This is a genomic window from Achromobacter sp. Root170, from assembly GCF_001428165.1.
GTDB classification, from domain to species: Bacteria; Pseudomonadota; Gammaproteobacteria; order Burkholderiales; family Burkholderiaceae_B; genus Achromobacter; species Achromobacter mucicolens.
Genome location: NZ_LMHN01000019.1, coordinates 111534 through 128855, shown reverse-complemented (window position 1 = coordinate 128855; position 17322 = coordinate 111534). Strand labels below are relative to the sequence as shown.

18 protein-coding genes and 1 riboswitch are annotated in these 17322 nt (G+C 67.7%); of the genes, 8 read left to right on the top strand and 10 right to left on the bottom strand.

The genetic code is table 11. The features are described from left to right. Window positions 1-124 precede the first annotated feature (124 nt). Window positions 125-1117 (top strand): tripartite tricarboxylate transporter substrate binding protein, encoded by a 993-nt coding sequence (locus ASD87_RS24620; protein ID WP_056327575.1) that lies wholly within the window; start codon window positions 125-127, stop codon window positions 1115-1117. Window positions 1118-1171: 54 nt separating this feature from the next. Next, complete coding sequence (locus tag ASD87_RS24615) at window positions 1172-2116, top strand: succinylglutamate desuccinylase/aspartoacylase family protein (RefSeq protein ID WP_056327574.1); 945 nt, start codon at window positions 1172-1174, stop codon at window positions 2114-2116. A gap of 39 nt (window positions 2117-2155) precedes the next feature. Here the strand turns inward: ASD87_RS24615 and ASD87_RS24610 are convergent, their stop codons facing one another. From ASD87_RS24610 to ASD87_RS24600, 3 genes are all read right to left on the bottom strand, one after another. After that, window positions 2156-2677, bottom strand: coding sequence for a lipocalin family protein (locus ASD87_RS24610; protein WP_056327573.1), 522 nt, complete (start codon window positions 2675-2677; stop codon window positions 2156-2158). An 84-nt stretch (window positions 2678-2761) separates the two neighbouring features. Next, the gene (gene gshA, locus ASD87_RS24605) at window positions 2762-4333 is read right to left on the bottom strand and encodes a glutamate--cysteine ligase (RefSeq protein ID WP_056327572.1); all 1572 of its coding nucleotides are present in this window, start codon (window positions 4331-4333) and stop codon (window positions 2762-2764) included. Between the two features lie 32 nt (window positions 4334-4365). Then, the gene (locus ASD87_RS24600; protein ID WP_082586422.1) at window positions 4366-5361 is read right to left on the bottom strand and encodes an alpha/beta hydrolase; all 996 of its coding nucleotides are present in this window, start codon (window positions 5359-5361) and stop codon (window positions 4366-4368) included. A gap of 45 nt (window positions 5362-5406) precedes the next feature. On the opposite strand from ASD87_RS24600, the gene ASD87_RS24595 reads away from it, so the two are divergent. Then, window positions 5407-5946 carry a hypothetical protein gene (locus tag ASD87_RS24595; RefSeq protein ID WP_056327571.1) on the top strand — a complete coding sequence of 180 codons (540 nt, stop codon included), beginning with the start codon at window positions 5407-5409 and terminating at the stop codon, window positions 5944-5946. On the opposite strand, the gene ASD87_RS24590 is transcribed toward ASD87_RS24595, so the two are convergent. After that, a complete protein-coding gene (locus ASD87_RS24590; RefSeq protein WP_056327570.1) occupies window positions 5936-6139 on the bottom strand; it encodes a helix-turn-helix domain-containing protein in 204 nt (67 codons plus the stop codon). The two genes, ASD87_RS24595 and ASD87_RS24590, sit on opposite strands and share 11 nt — an antisense overlap. A gap of 207 nt (window positions 6140-6346) precedes the next feature. Between ASD87_RS24590 and ASD87_RS24585 the strand changes: the two genes are divergently transcribed. After that, complete coding sequence (locus ASD87_RS24585) at window positions 6347-7243, top strand: AEC family transporter (protein WP_056327569.1); 897 nt, start codon at window positions 6347-6349, stop codon at window positions 7241-7243. Between the two features lie 30 nt (window positions 7244-7273). Here the strand turns inward: ASD87_RS24585 and ASD87_RS24580 are convergent, their stop codons facing one another. The 5 genes from ASD87_RS24580 to ASD87_RS24560 all read right to left on the bottom strand — a co-directional run bounded on the left by ASD87_RS24580 (window position 7274) and on the right by ASD87_RS24560 (window position 11949). After that, window positions 7274-8281, bottom strand: a complete 1008-nt coding sequence (locus ASD87_RS24580) for an Ldh family oxidoreductase (RefSeq protein WP_056327568.1) — start codon at window positions 8279-8281, stop codon at window positions 7274-7276. 34 nt (window positions 8282-8315) lie between these two features. Beyond that, window positions 8316-9251, bottom strand: coding sequence for a hydroxyacid dehydrogenase (locus ASD87_RS24575; RefSeq protein WP_056327567.1), 936 nt, complete (start codon window positions 9249-9251; stop codon window positions 8316-8318). A gap of 38 nt (window positions 9252-9289) precedes the next feature. Then, a complete protein-coding gene (locus tag ASD87_RS24570) occupies window positions 9290-10303 on the bottom strand; it encodes a tripartite tricarboxylate transporter substrate binding protein (protein ID WP_056327566.1) in 1014 nt (337 codons plus the stop codon). A 160-nt stretch (window positions 10304-10463) separates the two neighbouring features. Further along, window positions 10464-11639 carry a UxaA family hydrolase gene (locus tag ASD87_RS24565; protein WP_056327565.1) on the bottom strand — a complete coding sequence of 392 codons (1176 nt, stop codon included), beginning with the start codon at window positions 11637-11639 and terminating at the stop codon, window positions 10464-10466. Window positions 11640-11667: 28 nt separating this feature from the next. Beyond that, window positions 11668-11949: a UxaA family hydrolase gene (locus ASD87_RS24560; RefSeq protein WP_056327564.1), complete on the bottom strand. Its 282-nt coding sequence runs from the start codon at window positions 11947-11949 to the stop codon at window positions 11668-11670. A gap of 182 nt (window positions 11950-12131) precedes the next feature. Here ASD87_RS24560 and ASD87_RS24555 point away from each other — a divergent pair, with 182 nt between their 5' ends. From ASD87_RS24555 to ASD87_RS24540, 4 genes are all read left to right on the top strand, one after another. Continuing rightward, on the top strand, window positions 12132-12887 hold the full coding sequence (locus ASD87_RS24555; protein ID WP_056327563.1) for a GntR family transcriptional regulator: 756 nt from the start codon (window positions 12132-12134) through the stop codon (window positions 12885-12887). A 111-nt stretch (window positions 12888-12998) separates the two neighbouring features. Further along, window positions 12999-13080: riboswitch (SAM riboswitch) on the top strand. Next, on the top strand, window positions 13070-14326 hold the full coding sequence (locus tag ASD87_RS24550; protein WP_172802147.1) for a homoserine O-acetyltransferase: 1257 nt from the start codon (window positions 13070-13072) through the stop codon (window positions 14324-14326). (Overlaps the previous riboswitch by 11 nt.) Then, entirely contained in the window at window positions 14323-14937 is a 615-nt protein-coding gene (gene metW, locus ASD87_RS24545) for a methionine biosynthesis protein MetW (protein WP_056327562.1), read from the top strand. Before ASD87_RS24550 ends, metW begins: the two co-directional genes overlap by 4 nt. Window positions 14938-14984: 47 nt before the next feature. Next, the gene (locus ASD87_RS24540) at window positions 14985-16292 is read left to right on the top strand and encodes a muropeptide transporter (RefSeq protein ID WP_230964960.1); all 1308 of its coding nucleotides are present in this window, start codon (window positions 14985-14987) and stop codon (window positions 16290-16292) included. A gap of 64 nt (window positions 16293-16356) precedes the next feature. Here ASD87_RS24540 and ASD87_RS24535 read toward each other — a convergent pair whose 3' ends face one another. Continuing rightward, window positions 16357-17220: a universal stress protein gene (locus ASD87_RS24535; RefSeq protein WP_056327561.1), complete on the bottom strand. Its 864-nt coding sequence runs from the start codon at window positions 17218-17220 to the stop codon at window positions 16357-16359. Window positions 17221-17322: the final 102 nt, after the last annotated feature.

Here is a 17322-nt window from a genome sequence, read left to right as displayed (position 1 = left end):
ACCGGATTAGCACAACGATGTGCCTCTTCGGCACGGTATGTCCGTGGGCCGCGCTTGAAAATAGCCCCCGAAACTCAAAAGAGGCGGCTCCGCCGTCCACCCACAGCACCCCAGGGAGAAATTCATGAAGTCCATCTTGCATCCGTTGCGCGCAGCGCTAGTCTCGTTGTGCGCCGCCTCGGCCCTTGCCGTGGCACCCGTTGCCAGCGCGGCCGACTATCCGGCCCGCAGCATTTCGCTGATCGTCGGCTATCCCGCAGGCGGCAGCCTGGACCTGACCGCGCGCCTGCTGGGCGAAGAACTGGGCAAGCGCCTGGGCCAGACGGTCGTGGTCGAGAACGTCGGCGGCGCCGGCGGCACGATCGGCGCGCAGCGCGTGGCCCGCGCCGCGCCGGACGGCTACACCATCTTTTTGGGCTCCACCAACGAAATGGTGATCGCCCGCATGATCAACACCGCGGTCAAGTACGACAGCGCCAAGGACTTCACGGCGCTGGGCATCGTGGCCTCGCAGCCGATGCTGCTGGCCGCCAGCAAGAACTCCGGCGTGAAGACCGCCGCCGAATACCTGGAAAAGCTCAAGGGCGCCGCGCCCGGCACGTTCAACTACGGTTCTTCGGGCGTGGGCACGACCCTGCACCTGGCGGGCGAGATGATCAACCAGGCCACCGGCACCCGCGCCGAACACGTGCCTTACCGCGGCGTGTCGCCGCTGGTCACGGACCTGATGAGCGGCCAGCTGGATTTCGGCATGCTGGTGCTGTCCTCGGGCCTGCCGCAGGTCCGCAGCGGCAACATCGTCGCGCTGGGCCTGACCGAGAACAAGCGTTCGCCCGCCGCGCCCGAGATCGCGCCGCTGGCCGCCACCAAGGGTTTCGAGTCCGTCGACATCAACCTGTGGTTTGCACTGTACGGCCCGGCGGGCCTGCCCGAGCCGGTGGTGACCAAGCTGCGCGCCGCGCTGGATGAGTCGCTGAAGTCCGACACCTTCCGCGCCAAGATGCAGGACGCGGGCGGCGAAGTCGCCAAGCCGGGCGTGGATCCGGTGGCCTTCCAGGCGGAAGAGACCAAGAAGTACGCCGCGCTGGTCAAGGCCGCCAAGATCGAGGCGCAATAAGGCCGCACGGCACATCACGACATCGAAAGACCCTCGCAGCACACGGATATCACCATGCATTTCAAGCTTCCCGTTCCCGACATCGCCGCCGAGCGCGCAGGCAATACCGACACGCCCGGCGTGTGGCACTTTGATTCGGGCGTTCCGGGACGGGCGCTCATGGTGAGCGCGCTGGTGCATGGCAACGAGCTGTGCGGCGCCTGGGCGCTAAAGGACCTGCTGGCGTCGGGCCTGCGGCCGCGCCGCGGCAGCCTGACGCTGGCCTTCTGCAATCTGGATGCGTTCGACCGCTTCGACGCGGCGAATCACGATGCCTCGCGATTCGTGCAGGAAGACATGAACCGCGTCTGGAGCGCCGAGCGCCTGGACAATCCCACCACGCCCGACCGCCAGCGCGGCGCGGCGCTGCGTCCATGGGTGCGGCGCGCCGACTGGCTGCTGGATCTGCATTCGATGCACGAGCCGGGAGCGCCGCTGCTGTTGACGGGGGTGTTGCCGCGCAATATCGCGCTGGCCCGCCGCCTGAAGGCGCCGCAGCACGTGATCGTGGATGCCGGCCACAAGGACGGCGTGCGCATGCGCGACTTCGAGCATTTCGGCGATCCGGCCCGGGAAGACGCCTGCGCGCTGCTGATCGAATGCGGCTTTCATGGCGACCTGTCTTCGCGCGAGGTGGCGCGCGACATGGTGGCGCGGATGCTGGTGGAGTCGGGCGTGGCCGACCGGTCCGACCTGCCCGAAGGCTGGCTGCTGCCGGACCCGGCGCAGCAGCGCGTGCTGGAGGTGACGGACGCCGTGGTGGCGCCGTCCATGAACGTGCGTTTTGCGGGCCCCTGGTCGGGACTGGAGACGTTCGAGAAGGCCGGATCGCCCATCGGCTGGGCTGACGAGCAGCCGATTGTCACGCCGTACGACAACTGCACGCTGATCATGCCGTCGCTGCGGCAGTTGAAGCCCGGCGTGACGGTGGTCAGGCTGGCCCGCGATTACGCGGGCTGAGCGGACCGCAGACTTCCGCGGTCTTTACTTCCAGGGTCTTTACTTCTGCGGCGTGTAGCGCAGCTCGTCGAGCTGGTAGCCTTGCGCCGTGGCGGCAGCCAACGCCTTGTCCAGTTCTTCCTTGGGCAGTTGCGGCGAGCGCGACAGGATCCACAGGTACTTGCGGTCGGGCGTGCCGACAACCGCCCAGCGGTACTCCGGATCCAGGCCGATCACCCAGTAGTCGCCCTTGAACGGCTTGAAGAACGTGACTTCAAGCTTGGCATTGTTGCTGCCTTCAACCACGGTGGCCGTGCCCGAGGCCGAATCGATATCCCCGTCCTTGGTGCGGCAGCGGTTGTTCACGCCGATCGTGCCGTCCGGATGCGCGGTGTATTCCGCCGTGGTGTCTCCCACGCAATTGCGTTGGAAGAACATGGGGAAGTTGGCGATTTCGTACCACATCCCGACGTAGCGTTTCAGGTCTACGGATTCCACGGTCTGCATGGGGGGCGGCGCGGCGTGGGCAATGCCCGCCACACTGGCCGCCAGGGCCAGCAGGAATGTTGCGGTGCGGCGCATGAAGAAAACCTCCTGATGTGACTGGTAAGGCTGGCGCCGGCCGCCGTATGGCGCGCGGCGCAACCCGAGCCCTAACGATACGCCTTATTTGCGTGGCGCTTTCAGCGCGGCGTGATAGCGCGCGACGTAGGTGTCGAAATCTTCAGTGTCCGACTGCTCCAGCCGTAGCTGTTCGGCGGTGGACTGCGCCGCGGCTTGCTCGTAGGCCGCGGCCACGTCGGCCGGCAGCGGTTCGGCGCGCAGGGCATCGGCCTGCTTGCGGCTCAGCGCCAGCGAGTAATCGTGGAACGAAAGACCGCTGTCCTTCAGGTCGGCCAGCAGGCGCGCCGACGGCGTCGTGTCCGGCTGGTCGAGCTTGGCGCGTTGCGCGGCCAGCGCATCGGCATAGGCGGTGCCGCCCAGCGCGCTGTCGTACAGCGCGGCGTACGGCGCGATCTGGTCGAGCAGTTCGTGGCCCCATTGCGCAAGGCCGATCGACTGGCCTTCGCGGTCCAGCATGAGGCCGGGCTTGCGGCCTTCCTTGACGACCACCGAGAAGTTGTCAGCGCTGCGCTGACAGTAGCCATTGGCCGGGAAGAAGGGGCTGTCCGAGGCGGTGCAGAACAGGAGAAAGGCGTCGACGAAGCGCGCGGTGGCCGCGTCGATGCCCACCGGCGAATACGGATCGATGTCCAGGCAGCGCACTTCGACGTATTGCACGCCGCGCTCGGCCAGCGCGGTGATGGGGCGCTCGCAGCGGCCGGTTGCGCGCTTGGGACGGATGCTGGAGTAGTACTCGTTTTCGATCTGCAGCACGTTGGTGTTGAGCTGGATCCATTCACCGTTGCGATGCGTGCCGATCTTCTGGTATTCGGGCCAGGGCTGCGTCACGGCGCCGTACAGGCGGCCAAGGAAGGTGTCCAGGTCGTTGTAGCAGAGCTTGAGCTGCGACTGCGCCTTGTTCTGGTAACCCAGGTCGCTCATGCGCAGGCTGGTGGCGTAGGGCAGGTACAGCGTGTGGTCGCCCAGCTTTTCCAGCTGATGGTCCTGACCTTGCAGGAAATCGCTGGCCAGCGCCGGGGCCGAGCCGAACAGGTACATCAGCAGCCACGAATAGCGCGTGAAGTTGCGGATCAGGCCAATATAGCCGCGCGAGCGGCGGTCTTGCGCGGAGCCGGGCTGCGTGTCCAGCACGGACCACAGGTCTTCGGGCAGCGAGAAGTTGTAGTGCACGCCGGCGATGCACTGCATCGTCTTGCCGTAGCGTTCGGCAAGACCGCGGCGGTACACGTGCTTGAGCATGCCGGTGTTGGACGTGCCGTACCAGGCGATGGGGATCTCAGGCTCCGGCGGCAGCGTGGCCGGCATGGACTGGTTCCAGATCAGCTCGTGGTCCAGCACGCCGTAGACGTGGCGGTGCGTATCGGCAAGCTCGGCCAGCAACGCGTCCACGTCCTGGTGCGTGCCCGTGATGAGTTCGAGCAGCGATTCGGAATAATCGGTGGTGACGTGTTCGTTGGTCAGCGCCGAGCCCAGCCCGGCGGGGTGCGGCGTGCGGGCCAGGATGCCCTGTTCGTCCACGCGCAGGCCTTCTTTCTCGATGCCCCGCAGGGTCTGGGTCAGCAGCGAGCGGTTGGCCTCTAGGCGGGCGAGGCGGTTGGCGGCAGTATCGGTCACGGATTGTTCTCGTTGGGGGCTGTCGCCGGATTTTACGGGGTGCTGGCCTCCTGTGCTTCGGGAACCAGTACTGGGGACAGGGACAATGCCTGGGCGGTGCGCGCCAGCCATTCGTCCAGGTCAGCATAGACCGGATCGGCGATGGGGGCGGCTTCGTTGAAGATCTCGTGCCAGGCCGTGTCGTACCAGCGCAGGGTAAGGAGTTCGGCGGGGGCCCGCTGGGCAAATTGGCGGCTGCCTTCGGCCGCCACGATGGCATCGTCGCCGGCCACCATCAGCAGGGTGCGGCAAGGCAGCAGACTGGCCTCGCGCAGGGCTTGCTGGCCGGCTTCGTCGACAAAGCGCGCCAGGCGGCCGGTCATGCGGCGCCGCACCAGGGGATCGGCGCGGTAGGCCTTCACCACGGCCCGGTCGTGCGAGATGCGGGCGGGCGCCAGGCCGTGCGGCACGCGCAGGTCGGGCGCGTGCAGGGACATCCATGTGAGGGTGCGGCGCACCCACAGCGGCACGTTGACGGCAAAGGGCGGCGAACTGAGCACCAGGCCGTCCAGGTCGGCCAGACGGCGCTGCGCGATGCGCACGGCGACCAGGGCGCCCAGGCTGTGGCCCAGCAGGATGGGCGGGCGGCCGCAGCGCTGTGTCCAGGCGCGCAGCCGGTCCACGGCATCGGTGACCAGGTCTTCCTGGTCTCGCAGGGTGGCGGCATGCCCGCCCGAGCGGCCGTGGCCGCGATGGTCGTGCGCGCCCACGTCCCAGCCCCGGGCGGTCAGCCAGCGCGCCAGCCGGTCGTAGCGCCCGGCGTGCTCGCTCAAACCGTGCAGCAGGTAGATGCTGGGGCGGGCCATCCCGGGGCGGGCTATCCCGGGGCGGGCCTTCCCGGGGCGGGCCGTCCCGGGGCCGGCCATCTCCGGGCGAGCCCCGGAGTCCTCCAATCCCGCGATCGGGGGCGGCACGTTGGGGGCGGCGGGCCAGGAATAATTGGCGAGCGGGGTGCCGTCGGGCGCGGGGGCCATGGAAATCGGCGACAATTTCTGAATTCCTCGAAATGACTGGACCCTGTGGGTTCTCGGGTAATGACGATTTCATCGCTGTTTCGTTTCATGTTCAAGAAAGCGGGCGTTTTTTTGGCGCTGGCGCTGGCGTTGGCGGCTTGCTCGCCCAGTTACAACTGGCGCGAGATGGATGTGGCCGACGGCCACGTCCGCGCGGCGTTTCCTGCCCGCGTCTCGACCGAAACCCGCGATCTGAAGCTGGACACGCACGCCTTGCAGTTCACGCTGGCCAGCGCCACCGTTGGCGAAGCGGTGTTCGCCGTGGGATCGGCGCCCCTGCCGCCGGAGATCGCGGCCAGCCCCGCGGCCCGGCAGGCGCTGGGCATGGCCTTGATGCGATCGCTCTACACCAACATGCAGGCCCCGCCGCCCTCGGAATGGCCGCCCTACGGCGAGACGATCGAGGTGCGCGGCAAGGCGGTGGGCAAGCCCGGATGGCTGCAAGCCAGGGTGTGGGTGACCGACACCATGCTGATCGAGGCCGTGGCCGCCGGCACCGAGGAAAGCCTGCCCGCCGAGCGTGCGCGCGAATTCCTGCGGTCCGTCGTCATCAAGCCTTGAACTCGAGCAGCCCCAGCCGCAGCGCCGCCACCACGGCAGCGCGCCGGCCCCGCACGCCAAGCCGGTTGCACGCGTTGCGCAGGTGGAAATTCACCGTGCTTTCGCTGACGCCCAATATGCGGGAGGTTTCCCAGCTGGTCTTGCCCGCGGCCGACCATTTCAGGCAGGCGGCCTGCCTGTCGGACAGATGCAAGGCGGCGCTTCGGACCGGACTGCGGTCGGCGCTGCGATCGGCGCAACGCGATGAGTGGGCAAGACTGCGCATCGGTGTGGCGGACATGGCGGCGAGGACGGGATGGCCCTTTTGTGAACAATGCGCCCATGCTGCTGCGACCGCCCCAGCGGGGGCAAGCAATGATGCCGTGACGCATCAATCTTTTTATCTCTGACGGAATAGTCCATGTTGGCCATCGCGCAGTTCTACCTGTCAGCCATTGTGCTGATGCTGCCCCTGCTTTCCTGCGTGGGAATCGGGCTTTTCTGGGGCAAGCGCGATCTTCCCTTCGGCGGCAACTTCATCACCACGCTGGTGACCTCCGTCACCACGCCGGCGCTGGTGTTTCATACCTTCGTCACCACCCATCTGGACGACCGGGCGCTGGCCGACGTGGCCGCCGCAACGCTGATCGCCCTGCTGCTGTGCGCGCTGATCAGCGCGGCGCTGCTCAAGGCCTGGAAGCTGCCCGTGCTGAGCCTGCTGCCCACGGCGTTCCTGCCCAATGCCGGCAACCTGGGGCTGCCCATTTCGCAGCTGGCCTTCGGCGATGCGGGGCTGTCCGTCGCGGTGGCGTTCTTTGCCGTGAATTCCTTTGTGATGCACACGATCGCGGTGCGCATGCTGCCCGGCGTGAACACCAAGGGAAGCTGGAAGAGTCCGATCCTGCTGGCCTCCGTGGTGGCGGTGGCGCTGCGCCTGCTGAACATTCCGGTGCCCGCGTGGATCATCGAGACGGCGCGCATGCTGGGCGCGGTGACCGTGCCGCTGATGCTGTTGAGCCTGGGCCATGCGCTGGCGCTCATTCCGTCGAACGGCGTGCGCGACGGCGCCAAGGTTGCCGCGATCCGGCTGGTGGTGGGCCTGGCGACGGGGGGGGCGGTGGTGTGGGCGCTGAACCTGGAGCCGGTGCTGGCCGGGGCGCTGACGCTGCAGATGGCCATGCCGTGCGCGGTGGTCAGCTACATGTACGCGCGGCGCTACACGCCGCTGGGCGACACCGCGGCGGGCGCCGTGCTGGTGTCCACCGTGGTGTTTCTGCTGCTGGCGCCGCTGATGCTGTGGTTCACCCACGGGCATTAAGCACGGGCAACAGGGCGCCCCGGCGACGGGTCAGCCCGCGCCAGCCAGCGTGCGCAATTGCGTCATCAGCGGATCGGATAAATCCAGTCCGTGCTTGACGGCCTCGTCGCGCAGCTTGCGGCGGCGCTCGCCCGGCAGGCGCACGTCCTCGTCTTCGAGCATCGCATCGACCAGCGTTTCCACGCGTTCCAGGTAGACGTCGTTGCCCGCCAACGCATTGGGGTCGATCGCCATGAACGCCTGTCCCAGCCGCGCCGGGCCGCCTTCGTCCACGAAGAACGACTCGTTCTCGTAGCCGAAGCGCGCGCCGGTGAGCGCGCAGGCCATGAGTTCCACGATGAGGGCCAGCATCGCGCCCTTGACGCCGCCCGCTGGCAGCATGCTGCCAGCCAGGCCCGCCTTCGGATCGGTGGTCGGCTGGCCGTCCGCGTCCAGCGCCCAGCCCAGCGGGATCGGCTGGTTGTCGCGCGCGGCGATCATGAGCTTGCCGCGCGCCACCTGCGACAGCGACAGGTCGATGACCAGCCGCGCGCCGCCACGGCGCGGGAAGATCGCCGCGATGGGGTTGGTGCCGAACAGCGGGCGCTTGCCGCCCCATGCGGGCATGGCGGCGGGCGAATTGCTGAGCGCCAGCCCCACCATGCCGGCGTCGGCCAGGGCTTCCAGGTGGTAAGCGGCCTCGCCGAAATGATGGCTGTTGGCCACGCCGACGAACGCCACGCCATGTTCGCGGGCGCGCACCGTGGCCTGCTCGACCGCCATGCCGCAAGCGGGGAAGGCCAGGCCCGAGCCGGCATCGATCAGCGCCGCGCCGCCGCGCTCGTTCAGGATGCGCGGCACGGCCGAGCCGATGGCGCGGCCGGTGCGCAGGTGGCCGGCGTAGAACGGCACGCGCGACAGGCCGTGGGAGCTGAGCCCCTGGCTTTCCGCGAAGACCAGCGCGCGGGCGGTGCTGTCCGCCATGACCGGGTTGGCGCCGGCGGCGGCAAGACCCGCCGCGGCCAGGTGTTGAAGTTCGTCCAGATAGATGTGAGCCATATCCTTCCTGTCGTGTGAGGCGCGCCGCGCCTCGTCAGCGTGCGCGGGCGTCAAGCGCCATTGTCACACCGGCGGCCACCATGTCGGAAACGCGCGTGTTGGCCTCTTGCGTGAGGCCGGCGATGTGCGGCGTGAGGATCAGGTTCGGCGCGTCGGCCAGCGGGCCGCCCGCGGGCAGGGGTTCCTGCTCGAAGACGTCCAGCGCGGCGCCGCGCAGCCGCCCGGCGCGCAGCGCGGCCGCCAGCGCAGCCTCGTCCACGATGCCGCCGCGCGACGTGTTGATGAGGATGGCGCCGGGGCGCATGCGCGCGATGCGCGCCGCGTCCAGCAGGTGACGGGTCTCGGACGTGAGCGGCACATGCAGCGTCACGACGTCCGCCTGGCCCAGCAGCTCGTCCAGGGCCAGCGGCTCGGCGCCGGCTTCCTGCCACGCGGGATGCGCCGGCGGCAGGGCCGCATCGCTGCCCACGATGCGCATGCCCAGCCCGCGCGCAAGCTGGGCTGCCAGCCGGCCGATGCCGCCGAATCCCACCACGCCCAGCGTGCGGCCGTGCGCCTCCAGCCCCTGCGACAGCGCGGTGCGCGGCCAGGCGCCGGCCGCGACGTCCGCCGTGGACGCATAGGCGCCGCGCAACAGCGACAGCATGGTGCCGATAACGTACTCGGCCACGGCGCGGGCATTGGCGCCCGTGGCCGGAATGACCTTGATGCCGCGCGCCTCGCAGCCCGCGAGGTCAATGTTGTCCAGCCCCACGCCCAGCCTGCCCACCGCCACCAGGCGCGGCGCCGCCGCCAGCAGTTCGGCGTTCACCTGGCTGCGGTTGCGCACGATGAGGGCGTCGGCATCCGCGGCGGCTTCAAGCAGCGCGGCGCGCTGCTCCACCAGCTCGGGGGCGTAGCGCACGTCGAACCGCTGCCGCAAGGCATCGACGGCGGGCGCGTCCATGAACTCCGAAATCAATACTCGCATCTGCCGGACTCCTCTTTGTGGTGGGCAGGGCGGCCGCCTCAGGCGACCTGGATGTTGGCGTCGCGGATGATCTTGGCCCAGCGGTCGACCTCGGACTTCAGGTACGCACCGAACTCCTTGGGGCCGCGCGGCTGGGGCACGAAACCCAATTGCAGCAGGGCCTGCTGCATGGCGGGCTGCGAGACCTGCTTGACGATGGCGTCGCCGATCCGTTGGACCAGTTCGGGCGGGGTGCCAGCGGGCGCGAGCACGCCGGTGAAGTTCTCGACGATCAGGTCCGGCAGGCCGGCTTCGGCCGTGGTGGGCAGATCGGGCAGGTCCTTGCTGCGTTCGCGCGTGGTGATCGCCAGGGCGCGCAGCGACCCGTTCTTCACATGCGCCAGCGACTCGGGATAGTTCGAGAACACCACATCCAGGTGACCGCCGATCAGGTCCGTCAGCGATGGCGCGCCGCCCTTGTAGGGCACGTGCATCAGCGGCACGCCGGTGAGCTTCTGATACAGCGCCAGCGTCAGGTGCGGCGGCGTGCCGTTGCCGCTGGAGCCGGCCGACAGGGCCTTGGCCTTGGCGGCGCGCGCCAGGTCGTCCATGGACTTGATGTTGCTCTTGGCGTTGACGACCACCATGATGGGCGAGGACGCCAGCCCGGCGAGCGGCGTCAGGTCGCGGGTCAGGTCGTAGCCGGCCTTGCCCGCGAACAGCGTGGCGTTGGCCGCGTGCGACAGGGTGATGGCCAGCCACGTGTAGCCATCGGGCGCGGCGTGCGACACATGCGCCGCGCCGATGTTGGCGCTGCCGCCCGGCTTGTTTTCGATCACCACGTTCCAGCGTTCGGCATCCGCCAGCGCCTTGCCCACCTGGCGCGCGGCCACGTCGGTCAGGCCGCCCGGCGGAAAAGGCACCACGTAGTTGATGGGACGCTCGGGCCATGCGCCTTTCTGCGCCAGCGCCCGTTCCCACGGGGCCAGCGCACAGAGGCCGGCGGCGCCCAGGGCGCCCAGCAGGCGACGGCGCTGCGCATCTTGCAGGGGGTAATGCGGTTCGCTACTCATCTGTCTTCCTCCTTGGGGATAACGCCCGGGTAGGAATGCGTACGCCTTTGCTGCCGCGGACTGCGCCCGGGTCTGCAGGTTCTTGTCGTTGATGTTGCGATGATGCCGCGAGGGACGGCCGGCGCGTTCTCCTGGTCGCGCCGGCGCCCGGAAGGCCTTGTCAGGCGCTTTCGAAGATCCGCGTGAGGACGAATTCGCGGTGGCCCAGGGCCTCGGCCGCGGTCCACCGGCCATTGGCGGTGGCCAGCATGCACTCCAGCAGCTTGTCGCCGGCCTGGTTCAGGTCGATCTCGCGCTGCAAGAGGCCGCTGGTGTCCACGTCGATGTGTTCGGACATCGTGCGCACCGTGCGCGGATTGGCGCAGATCTTGATGACAGGCAGGATCGGGTTGCCGATGACGTTGCCCTGGCCGGTGGGGAAGAAGTGCACGGCGTAGCCGGAGGCAGCGCACAGCGTGACCATTTCCGCCGCGGCCGAGGACGAGTCCATGAACCACAAGCCGGGGCCGTCGGGGATCTCGGCCTTGTCGATCACGCCGTCTACGCGGCATTTCTTGCCGATCTTCTGGATGTTGCCCAGCGCCTTTTCTTCGATGGTGGTCAGGCCCCCGGCGATATTGCCCTTGGTGGGCTGGGATTCGGACAGGTCGCTGGTCTTCCAGCGGTCGATCATGGCCTGGTAGCGGTCGAACATGAACATGAAGCGTTCACGCACGGCGTCGTTCGCGCAGCGCTCGGCGACGATGTGCTCGCCGCCGGTCAGTTCCGAGGTTTCGCCAAAGACCAGCGTGGAGCCCAGTTCATAGAGTTTGTCGAACGCATTGCCCACCGTGGGATTGGCGCCGCAGCCGGACGTGGTGTCGGATTCGCCGCACTTGGTGGAGACCCACAGATCGGAGATGGGGCATTCGCTGCGCGTGAGCGCGGTAGCGTAATGCACGTATTCCTTGGCGCAGCGGGAGGCGCGCATGATGGTGTCGTGGTCGCCGTGCAGTTCGATGGAAAAGCCCATGACCGGCTTGCCGGTGGCGGCAATGCCGTCGACGACGCGCTTGGTCCAGCCTTCCTCGATGCCGATCACGACCACGGCGGCCACGTTGGGGTTACAGCCGGTGCCGATCAGCGTGCGAAAGTGCAGTTCAAGATCCTCGCCGAATTGCAGCCGGCCGTAGGGATGAGGCAGGGCGAGGGTGCCCTTGATATTGTTGGCAACGGCCTCGGCCGCGGCGTTGGAGATGTCGTCCACGGGCAGGACGATGACGTGGTTGCGCACGCCGACGCGGCCATTGTCGCGGCGATAGCCTTGGAAGGTGGTCTGGGCAGTGATGATGGACATGGTGGGTTCCTGTGCGATGGACGGGCGCTTACCAGCGCTTGGTCTTGATGTTGTGCACGTGGGCGTGCTGGCCGGCCTTGATGGGCGCCACCACGCGGCCGATGTCGACGCCGTACTTGAAGACGGTGTCGCCCACGGCCATGTCCTTCATCGCGACCTTGTGGCCGATGGGAATGTCCTGCGACGCGCGCACATGGATGATCTTGTCCTCATCCATGATCCAGGCGTTCAGCTCCGTTCCGGCGGTCAGGCCCTCCACCACGGCGACCGCCACCGTGTCCTTCGCATCGTGCAATACGGCGTGAATCATTGTCTTCCTCTCTGGGGTCAGGGCGCCGCCCGGGTGCTGCCTGCGGCGCGGATCACAACGGCCAGGAAATCTTAGGCCGGGCTTTTTTCAAAGTCAACTAAATCATCTATATGAATTAGATGACTTGAGCGGGCGGCCGTTGCGCCGCTACACTGGAGGTCCTTGATTTTTGCGATGCACCCATGAACACCAGCCTGTCACCGACTGTGCCTTTGGGCAGTCCCTTGTACGAACAGGTCAAGCAGGCCGTGCTTGCCGCGCTGGCGCAAGGCGAGTGGAAGCAGGGCGAGGCGATTCCTCCGGAAAAGCATCTGGCCGAGCGGTTCGGCGTGTCGATCGGCACGCTGCGCAAGGCCATCGACGAGCTGGCCGCCGAGAACATCCTGGTGCGGCATCAGGGGCGCGGCACCTACGTTGCGGTGCATACGCGCAACCATCACTTCTTCAAGTTTTTCCGCATCGTCGGGCAGGACGGCAGCAAGTCCTATCCCACCACGGAACTGCTGCGCTTTCGCCGCGTGAAGGCCTCTGCGGTGGCGCGCGAAAAGCTGGCGCTGCCCGCAGGCGCGTACGTTTTCGAGTTCCTGAATGTGCTGTCGCTCAACGGCGACGTGGTGATGGCCGACGACGTGTGCCTGCCCGAATCGCGCTTTCCGGGGCTGCTGGAAGCGCACCTGCGCGAGCGCACCAGCACGCTCTACGCGCTGTACCAGGACCTGTTCGGCGTCAACGTCATCGCCACCGACGAGCGGCTGCGGACCTGCCTGGCCGAGCGCACGCACGCGCGCTGCCTGGGCGTGGCCGAAGGCAGCGCGCTCCTGGAAATCCGCCGCATCGCGTTTTCCTATAACCGCCAGCCGGTGGAATGGCGCGTGTCGCGCGTGAACACCGAACGCTACGAGTACCTGGGACAGGAACCCTGGGAGGCCGGCGCCTGAGCCAGCCGCGAGGGGATTGCCGTCTTGCGCGCCGGGGCAATGCGCAGTTGTCGCGGCCCGTGGGGCTTGCTGCCCGTGCGCCAAGCAGTGCTAGAATTCCTGCCGCACTATCCAATTTTCGGCGCCGATTTGCCTGATCCGCTTGCGGGCGCCTTCCAATAAATCCAGCTAAAGAGGTCCGTATGACCACTCCTGCCCAGAATTTGGCCGGTGATTCGGCCAGCGGGTTCGTTCCCGCAACCGTCACGACGTCCGATACCGTTGATCCCGGTTCGGTCGGCCTCGTCTCCCCCACCTTCATCCGTTTCGATGAGCCGCTGCCCTTGCTGAGCGGCCAGTCGCTGGCGTCGTACGAGCTTGCGGTCGAAACCTACGGCACGCTCAATGCGCAGCGCACCAATGCCGTGCTCATCTGCCACGCGCTCAATGCCTCGCACCACGTGGCGGGGCAGGCCGCCGACAATCCCAGCGACCTGGGCTGGTGGGACAACATGGTGGGACCCGGCAAGCCGGTGGACACCAACATCTTCTTCGTGATCGGGGTCAACAACCTGGGCTCGTGCTTCGGCTCGACCGGGCCGGCCAGCATCAATCCCGAGACCGGCAAGCCCTGGGGCGCCGCGTTCCCGGTACTGACGGTCGAAGACTGGGTGCGGGCGCAGGCGCGGGTGGCGGACCACTTCGGCATCGAGCGCTTCGCGGCCGTGATGGGCGGATCGCTGGGCGGCATGCAGGCCCTGAGCTGGTCGATCACCCTGCCCGAGCGCGTGGCCAACTGCATCGTCATCGCCAGCACGCCGCGCCTGTCGGCGCAGAATATCGGCTTTAACGAAGTGGCCCGGCGCGCCATCATCACCGATCCGGATTTCCACGGCGGCGACTACTACGCGCAGGACACCGTGCCGCGCCGCGGCCTGTCGGTCGCGCGCATGATCGGCCACATCACGTACCTGTCCGACGACGACATGGCCGAGAAATTCGGCCGCGCCCAGCGCGCGCCCGCCGAAAACGGCGCTTACCGCTACGGCTACGACGTCGAATTCGAGGTGGAGTCGTACCTGCGCTACCAAGGCGAAAAGTTCACGCGTTATTTCGACGCCAACACCTACCTGCTGATCACGCGCGCGCTGGACTACTTCGATCCGGCGCGCACCACGGGCGGCGATCTGGCCCGCGCGCTGGCGCCCGCCAAGTCCAACTTCCTGCTGGTGTCGTTCTCGACCGATTGGCGCTTTCCGCCGGAACGGTCGCGCGAGATCGTGCGCGCGCTGCTCAAGAACGCCAGCCCCGTCACGTACGCCGAAATCGACGCGCCGCACGGCCACGACGCCTTCCTGCTCGAAGACGCCCGCTACCACGCGGTCGTGCGCGGCTACTACGAACGCATCGCACGCGAGCTGGGCCTGGAGGCCCAGTTGACCGAAGGATCTTCCGAATGACTCCCGTGACCCCTCGCTATGCCCACGGCGCGCTGCGGCCCGACCTGGCGCGCATCGCCAGCTGGATCGAACCGGGCAGCCGCGTCCTGGACCTGGGCTGTGGCGACGGCGCCCTCTTGGCGCATCTGCGCGATCATCGCCAGGTCAAGGGCGCCGGCGTCGAGCTCGACGACACCTGCGTGATCGCCTGCGTGCGCCGCGGCGTCGAGGTCATCCAGCAGAACCTGGAAGACGGCCTGGCGCTCTTTGACGACAAGCAGTTCGACACCGTCGTGCTGTCGCAGACGTTGCAGTCCATGCACCGCACCGAACACATCCTGCGCGAAATGGCGCGGGTGGCGCGTTACGGCGTGGTGTCGTTTCCCAACTTCGGCTACTGGCCGCACGGCTGGGCCATCCTGCGCGGCCGCATGCCCGTGACGGGGCAGATGCCCTACCAGTGGTACAACACGCCCAACATCCACCTGTGCACGCTGCGCGACTTCGAACAGCTGGCCGGCGAAGTGGGCCTGCGCATCCTGGAGCGCGCCACGTTCAACGAAGGCAAGGAAGTGAAGGCGTTTCCCAGCTGGCGCAGCACGCTGGCGGTATACCGCTTCGCATCCCCCTGACATTCCGACACGCATCCTCCTGACGGCGCGGGGCAACAGGCCCTAAAATGCCGGCACGCCCGCGGCCAGCACCTGCGACGCCGCCGGCCAAGTCTCAGGAGACCGTCATCACCGCTGTATCCAACGTCTACACCAGCCCGCGCGTTGCCCCCTTGCTGGTCCTGGGCTTTGCCAGCGGGCTGCCGCTGGCCCTGACCAGCGGCACATTGCAGGCCTGGGCGACCGTCGAAGGCGTGCCGCTGCAGGAAATCGGTTTCCTCACCCTGGTAGGCACGGCCTACACCATCAAATTTCTCTGGGCGCCGCTGGTGGACCGTTTTGCGCCGCCGCTGCTGGGCCGGCGACGCGGCTGGATGCTGGTCACGCAGGTGCTGCTGGCGGCGGCGATCCTGGCGATGGGCGCGCTGTCGCCGTCGTCGGCGCTGATGCCGCTGGCGCTCTTGGCCGTGCTGGTCGCCTTTCTTTCCGCCACGCAGGACATTGCCTTCGATGCCTATTGCACGGACGTGCTGCGCAAGGAGGAACGCGGGGCGGGCGCGGCCATCAAGGTCATGGGCTACCGGCTGGCCATGATCGTGTCGGGCGGCCTGGCGCTCATCATGGCGGATCAATGGATCGGGTGGGGCAACACCTACATGGTGATGGGCGGGCTGATGCTGCTGTGCGCGCTTGCCACGCTGTGGGCGCCCGAACCCGAACACGTCGCGCGCGCGCCCCGCAGCCTGCGCGAGGCGGTCGCCGAACCCCTGCATGAATTCTTCACGCGCCGCGGCGCGCTGTCGGTGCTGCTGCTGATCGTGCTGTACAAGCTGGGCGACGCGTTCGCCGGCGCGTTGTCCACCACCTTCCTCATCCGCGGCGCGGGCTTCACGCCCACCGAAGTGGGTACGGTGAACAAGGTGCTGGGACTGGCGGCGACGATCATCGGCGCGCTGGCGGGCGGATCCCTGATGGCGCGGTGGGGGCTGTACCGGTCGCTGATGGCCTTCGGACTCTTGCAGGCGGTGTCGAACCTGGCGTACTGGCTGATCGCCGTCAGTCCGAAGAACCTGTGGCTGATGGCCACCGGCGTGGGCATTGAAAACCTGTGCGGCGGGCTGGGCACGGCGTCTTTCGTGGGCCTGTTGATGGCCCTGTGCCGCCAGCGGTTCTCGGCCACGCAATTCGCGCTGCTGTCGGCGTTGTCAGCCGTGGGGCGCACCTACCTGGCCGGGCCGCTGACGCCGCCGCTGGTCAATCACCTGGGGTGGCCGGGGTTCTTCCTGCTGACGGTGGTGATCGCCATCCCGGGGCTGGTGCTGCTGAAGATCCTGCGCGGCACGATCGACACCATGGAAAAGCAGGGCGACGCGTAGCGCGTAAGTTGAAGGCAGGCCAAAAAAAGGCGGCGCGTGGGCGCCGCCTTTTGCTTGGCCGGGATTACTCTTCGCCGCTCAGCCGCACGATCAGCACGTCGCTGGGCAGGGATTCCAGCAGCCGCTCGGCCACGCTGCCGATGGCGGTGCGCAAGATGCCGGTGCGGCCATGGGTGCCCGTGACGACCAGGTCGGAGCGGTGGTTGAAGGAGTAATCGGCCAGCACGGTTTCGGGCTGGCCGGCTTCCAGCACCACCTTGGTCGGGCGGCCCTTGGGCAGTTCGGGCGTTTCGGCGATGAAGCGCTCGGCGCACTGTTCGGCGGTTCGGTAGAGGTTGTCCACGACCGCGTCGTCAGGCTTGGTCACGCCCTGAAACGGCACTTCGTAGGCGTTGAACAAGGTGATGTCGGCATTGGGCACCAGTTGCAGCGCGGCGCGCAGCGCCTGGCGCGAGCCGTCCGAGAAATCGGTGGCGACCAGCACGTCGCGGTAGGGGCGGCGCGGACGGTTCTTGACGACTAGTACGGGTTGGCGCGCCTGGCGGGCCAGTTTTTCGACGGTGGTGCCCAGCAGCAGCCGGCCCAGCGTTTCCTGGCGGGCAATGCCGGCCACGATCAGCGAGCAGCCGAAGGCGTCGGCGGTTTCCATGATGCTGGCGACGGGCTCGCCCTTGGTGACGACGACTTCGGCGGGCACGTTGGCGGCGGCCACGTCTTCGGCCAGTTCACGTTCGACGAGGGCCTTGTGGTCGGGCGACAGGCGGCGCCATACCGGCGTGGTGAGCGGCGTGGCATGGGATTCCATGACATGCAGCATGATCAGCTTGGTGTTCAGTTCCTTGGTCAACTGCAAGGCGCGGTCGAGGGCTCGGTCGCCGCGCGCACTGAGGTCGGTGGCCAGAAGGATGGGGCCAACTTGCTGTGTCATACCTAATCTCCCGGTTACGGCCAGAGAGGCGGCTCCCGCGTCCGCGCTGCCTGGCCCAATAGCGCCCGGTCGGGCACGTCTCCATTGTCTCGCCGCGAAACG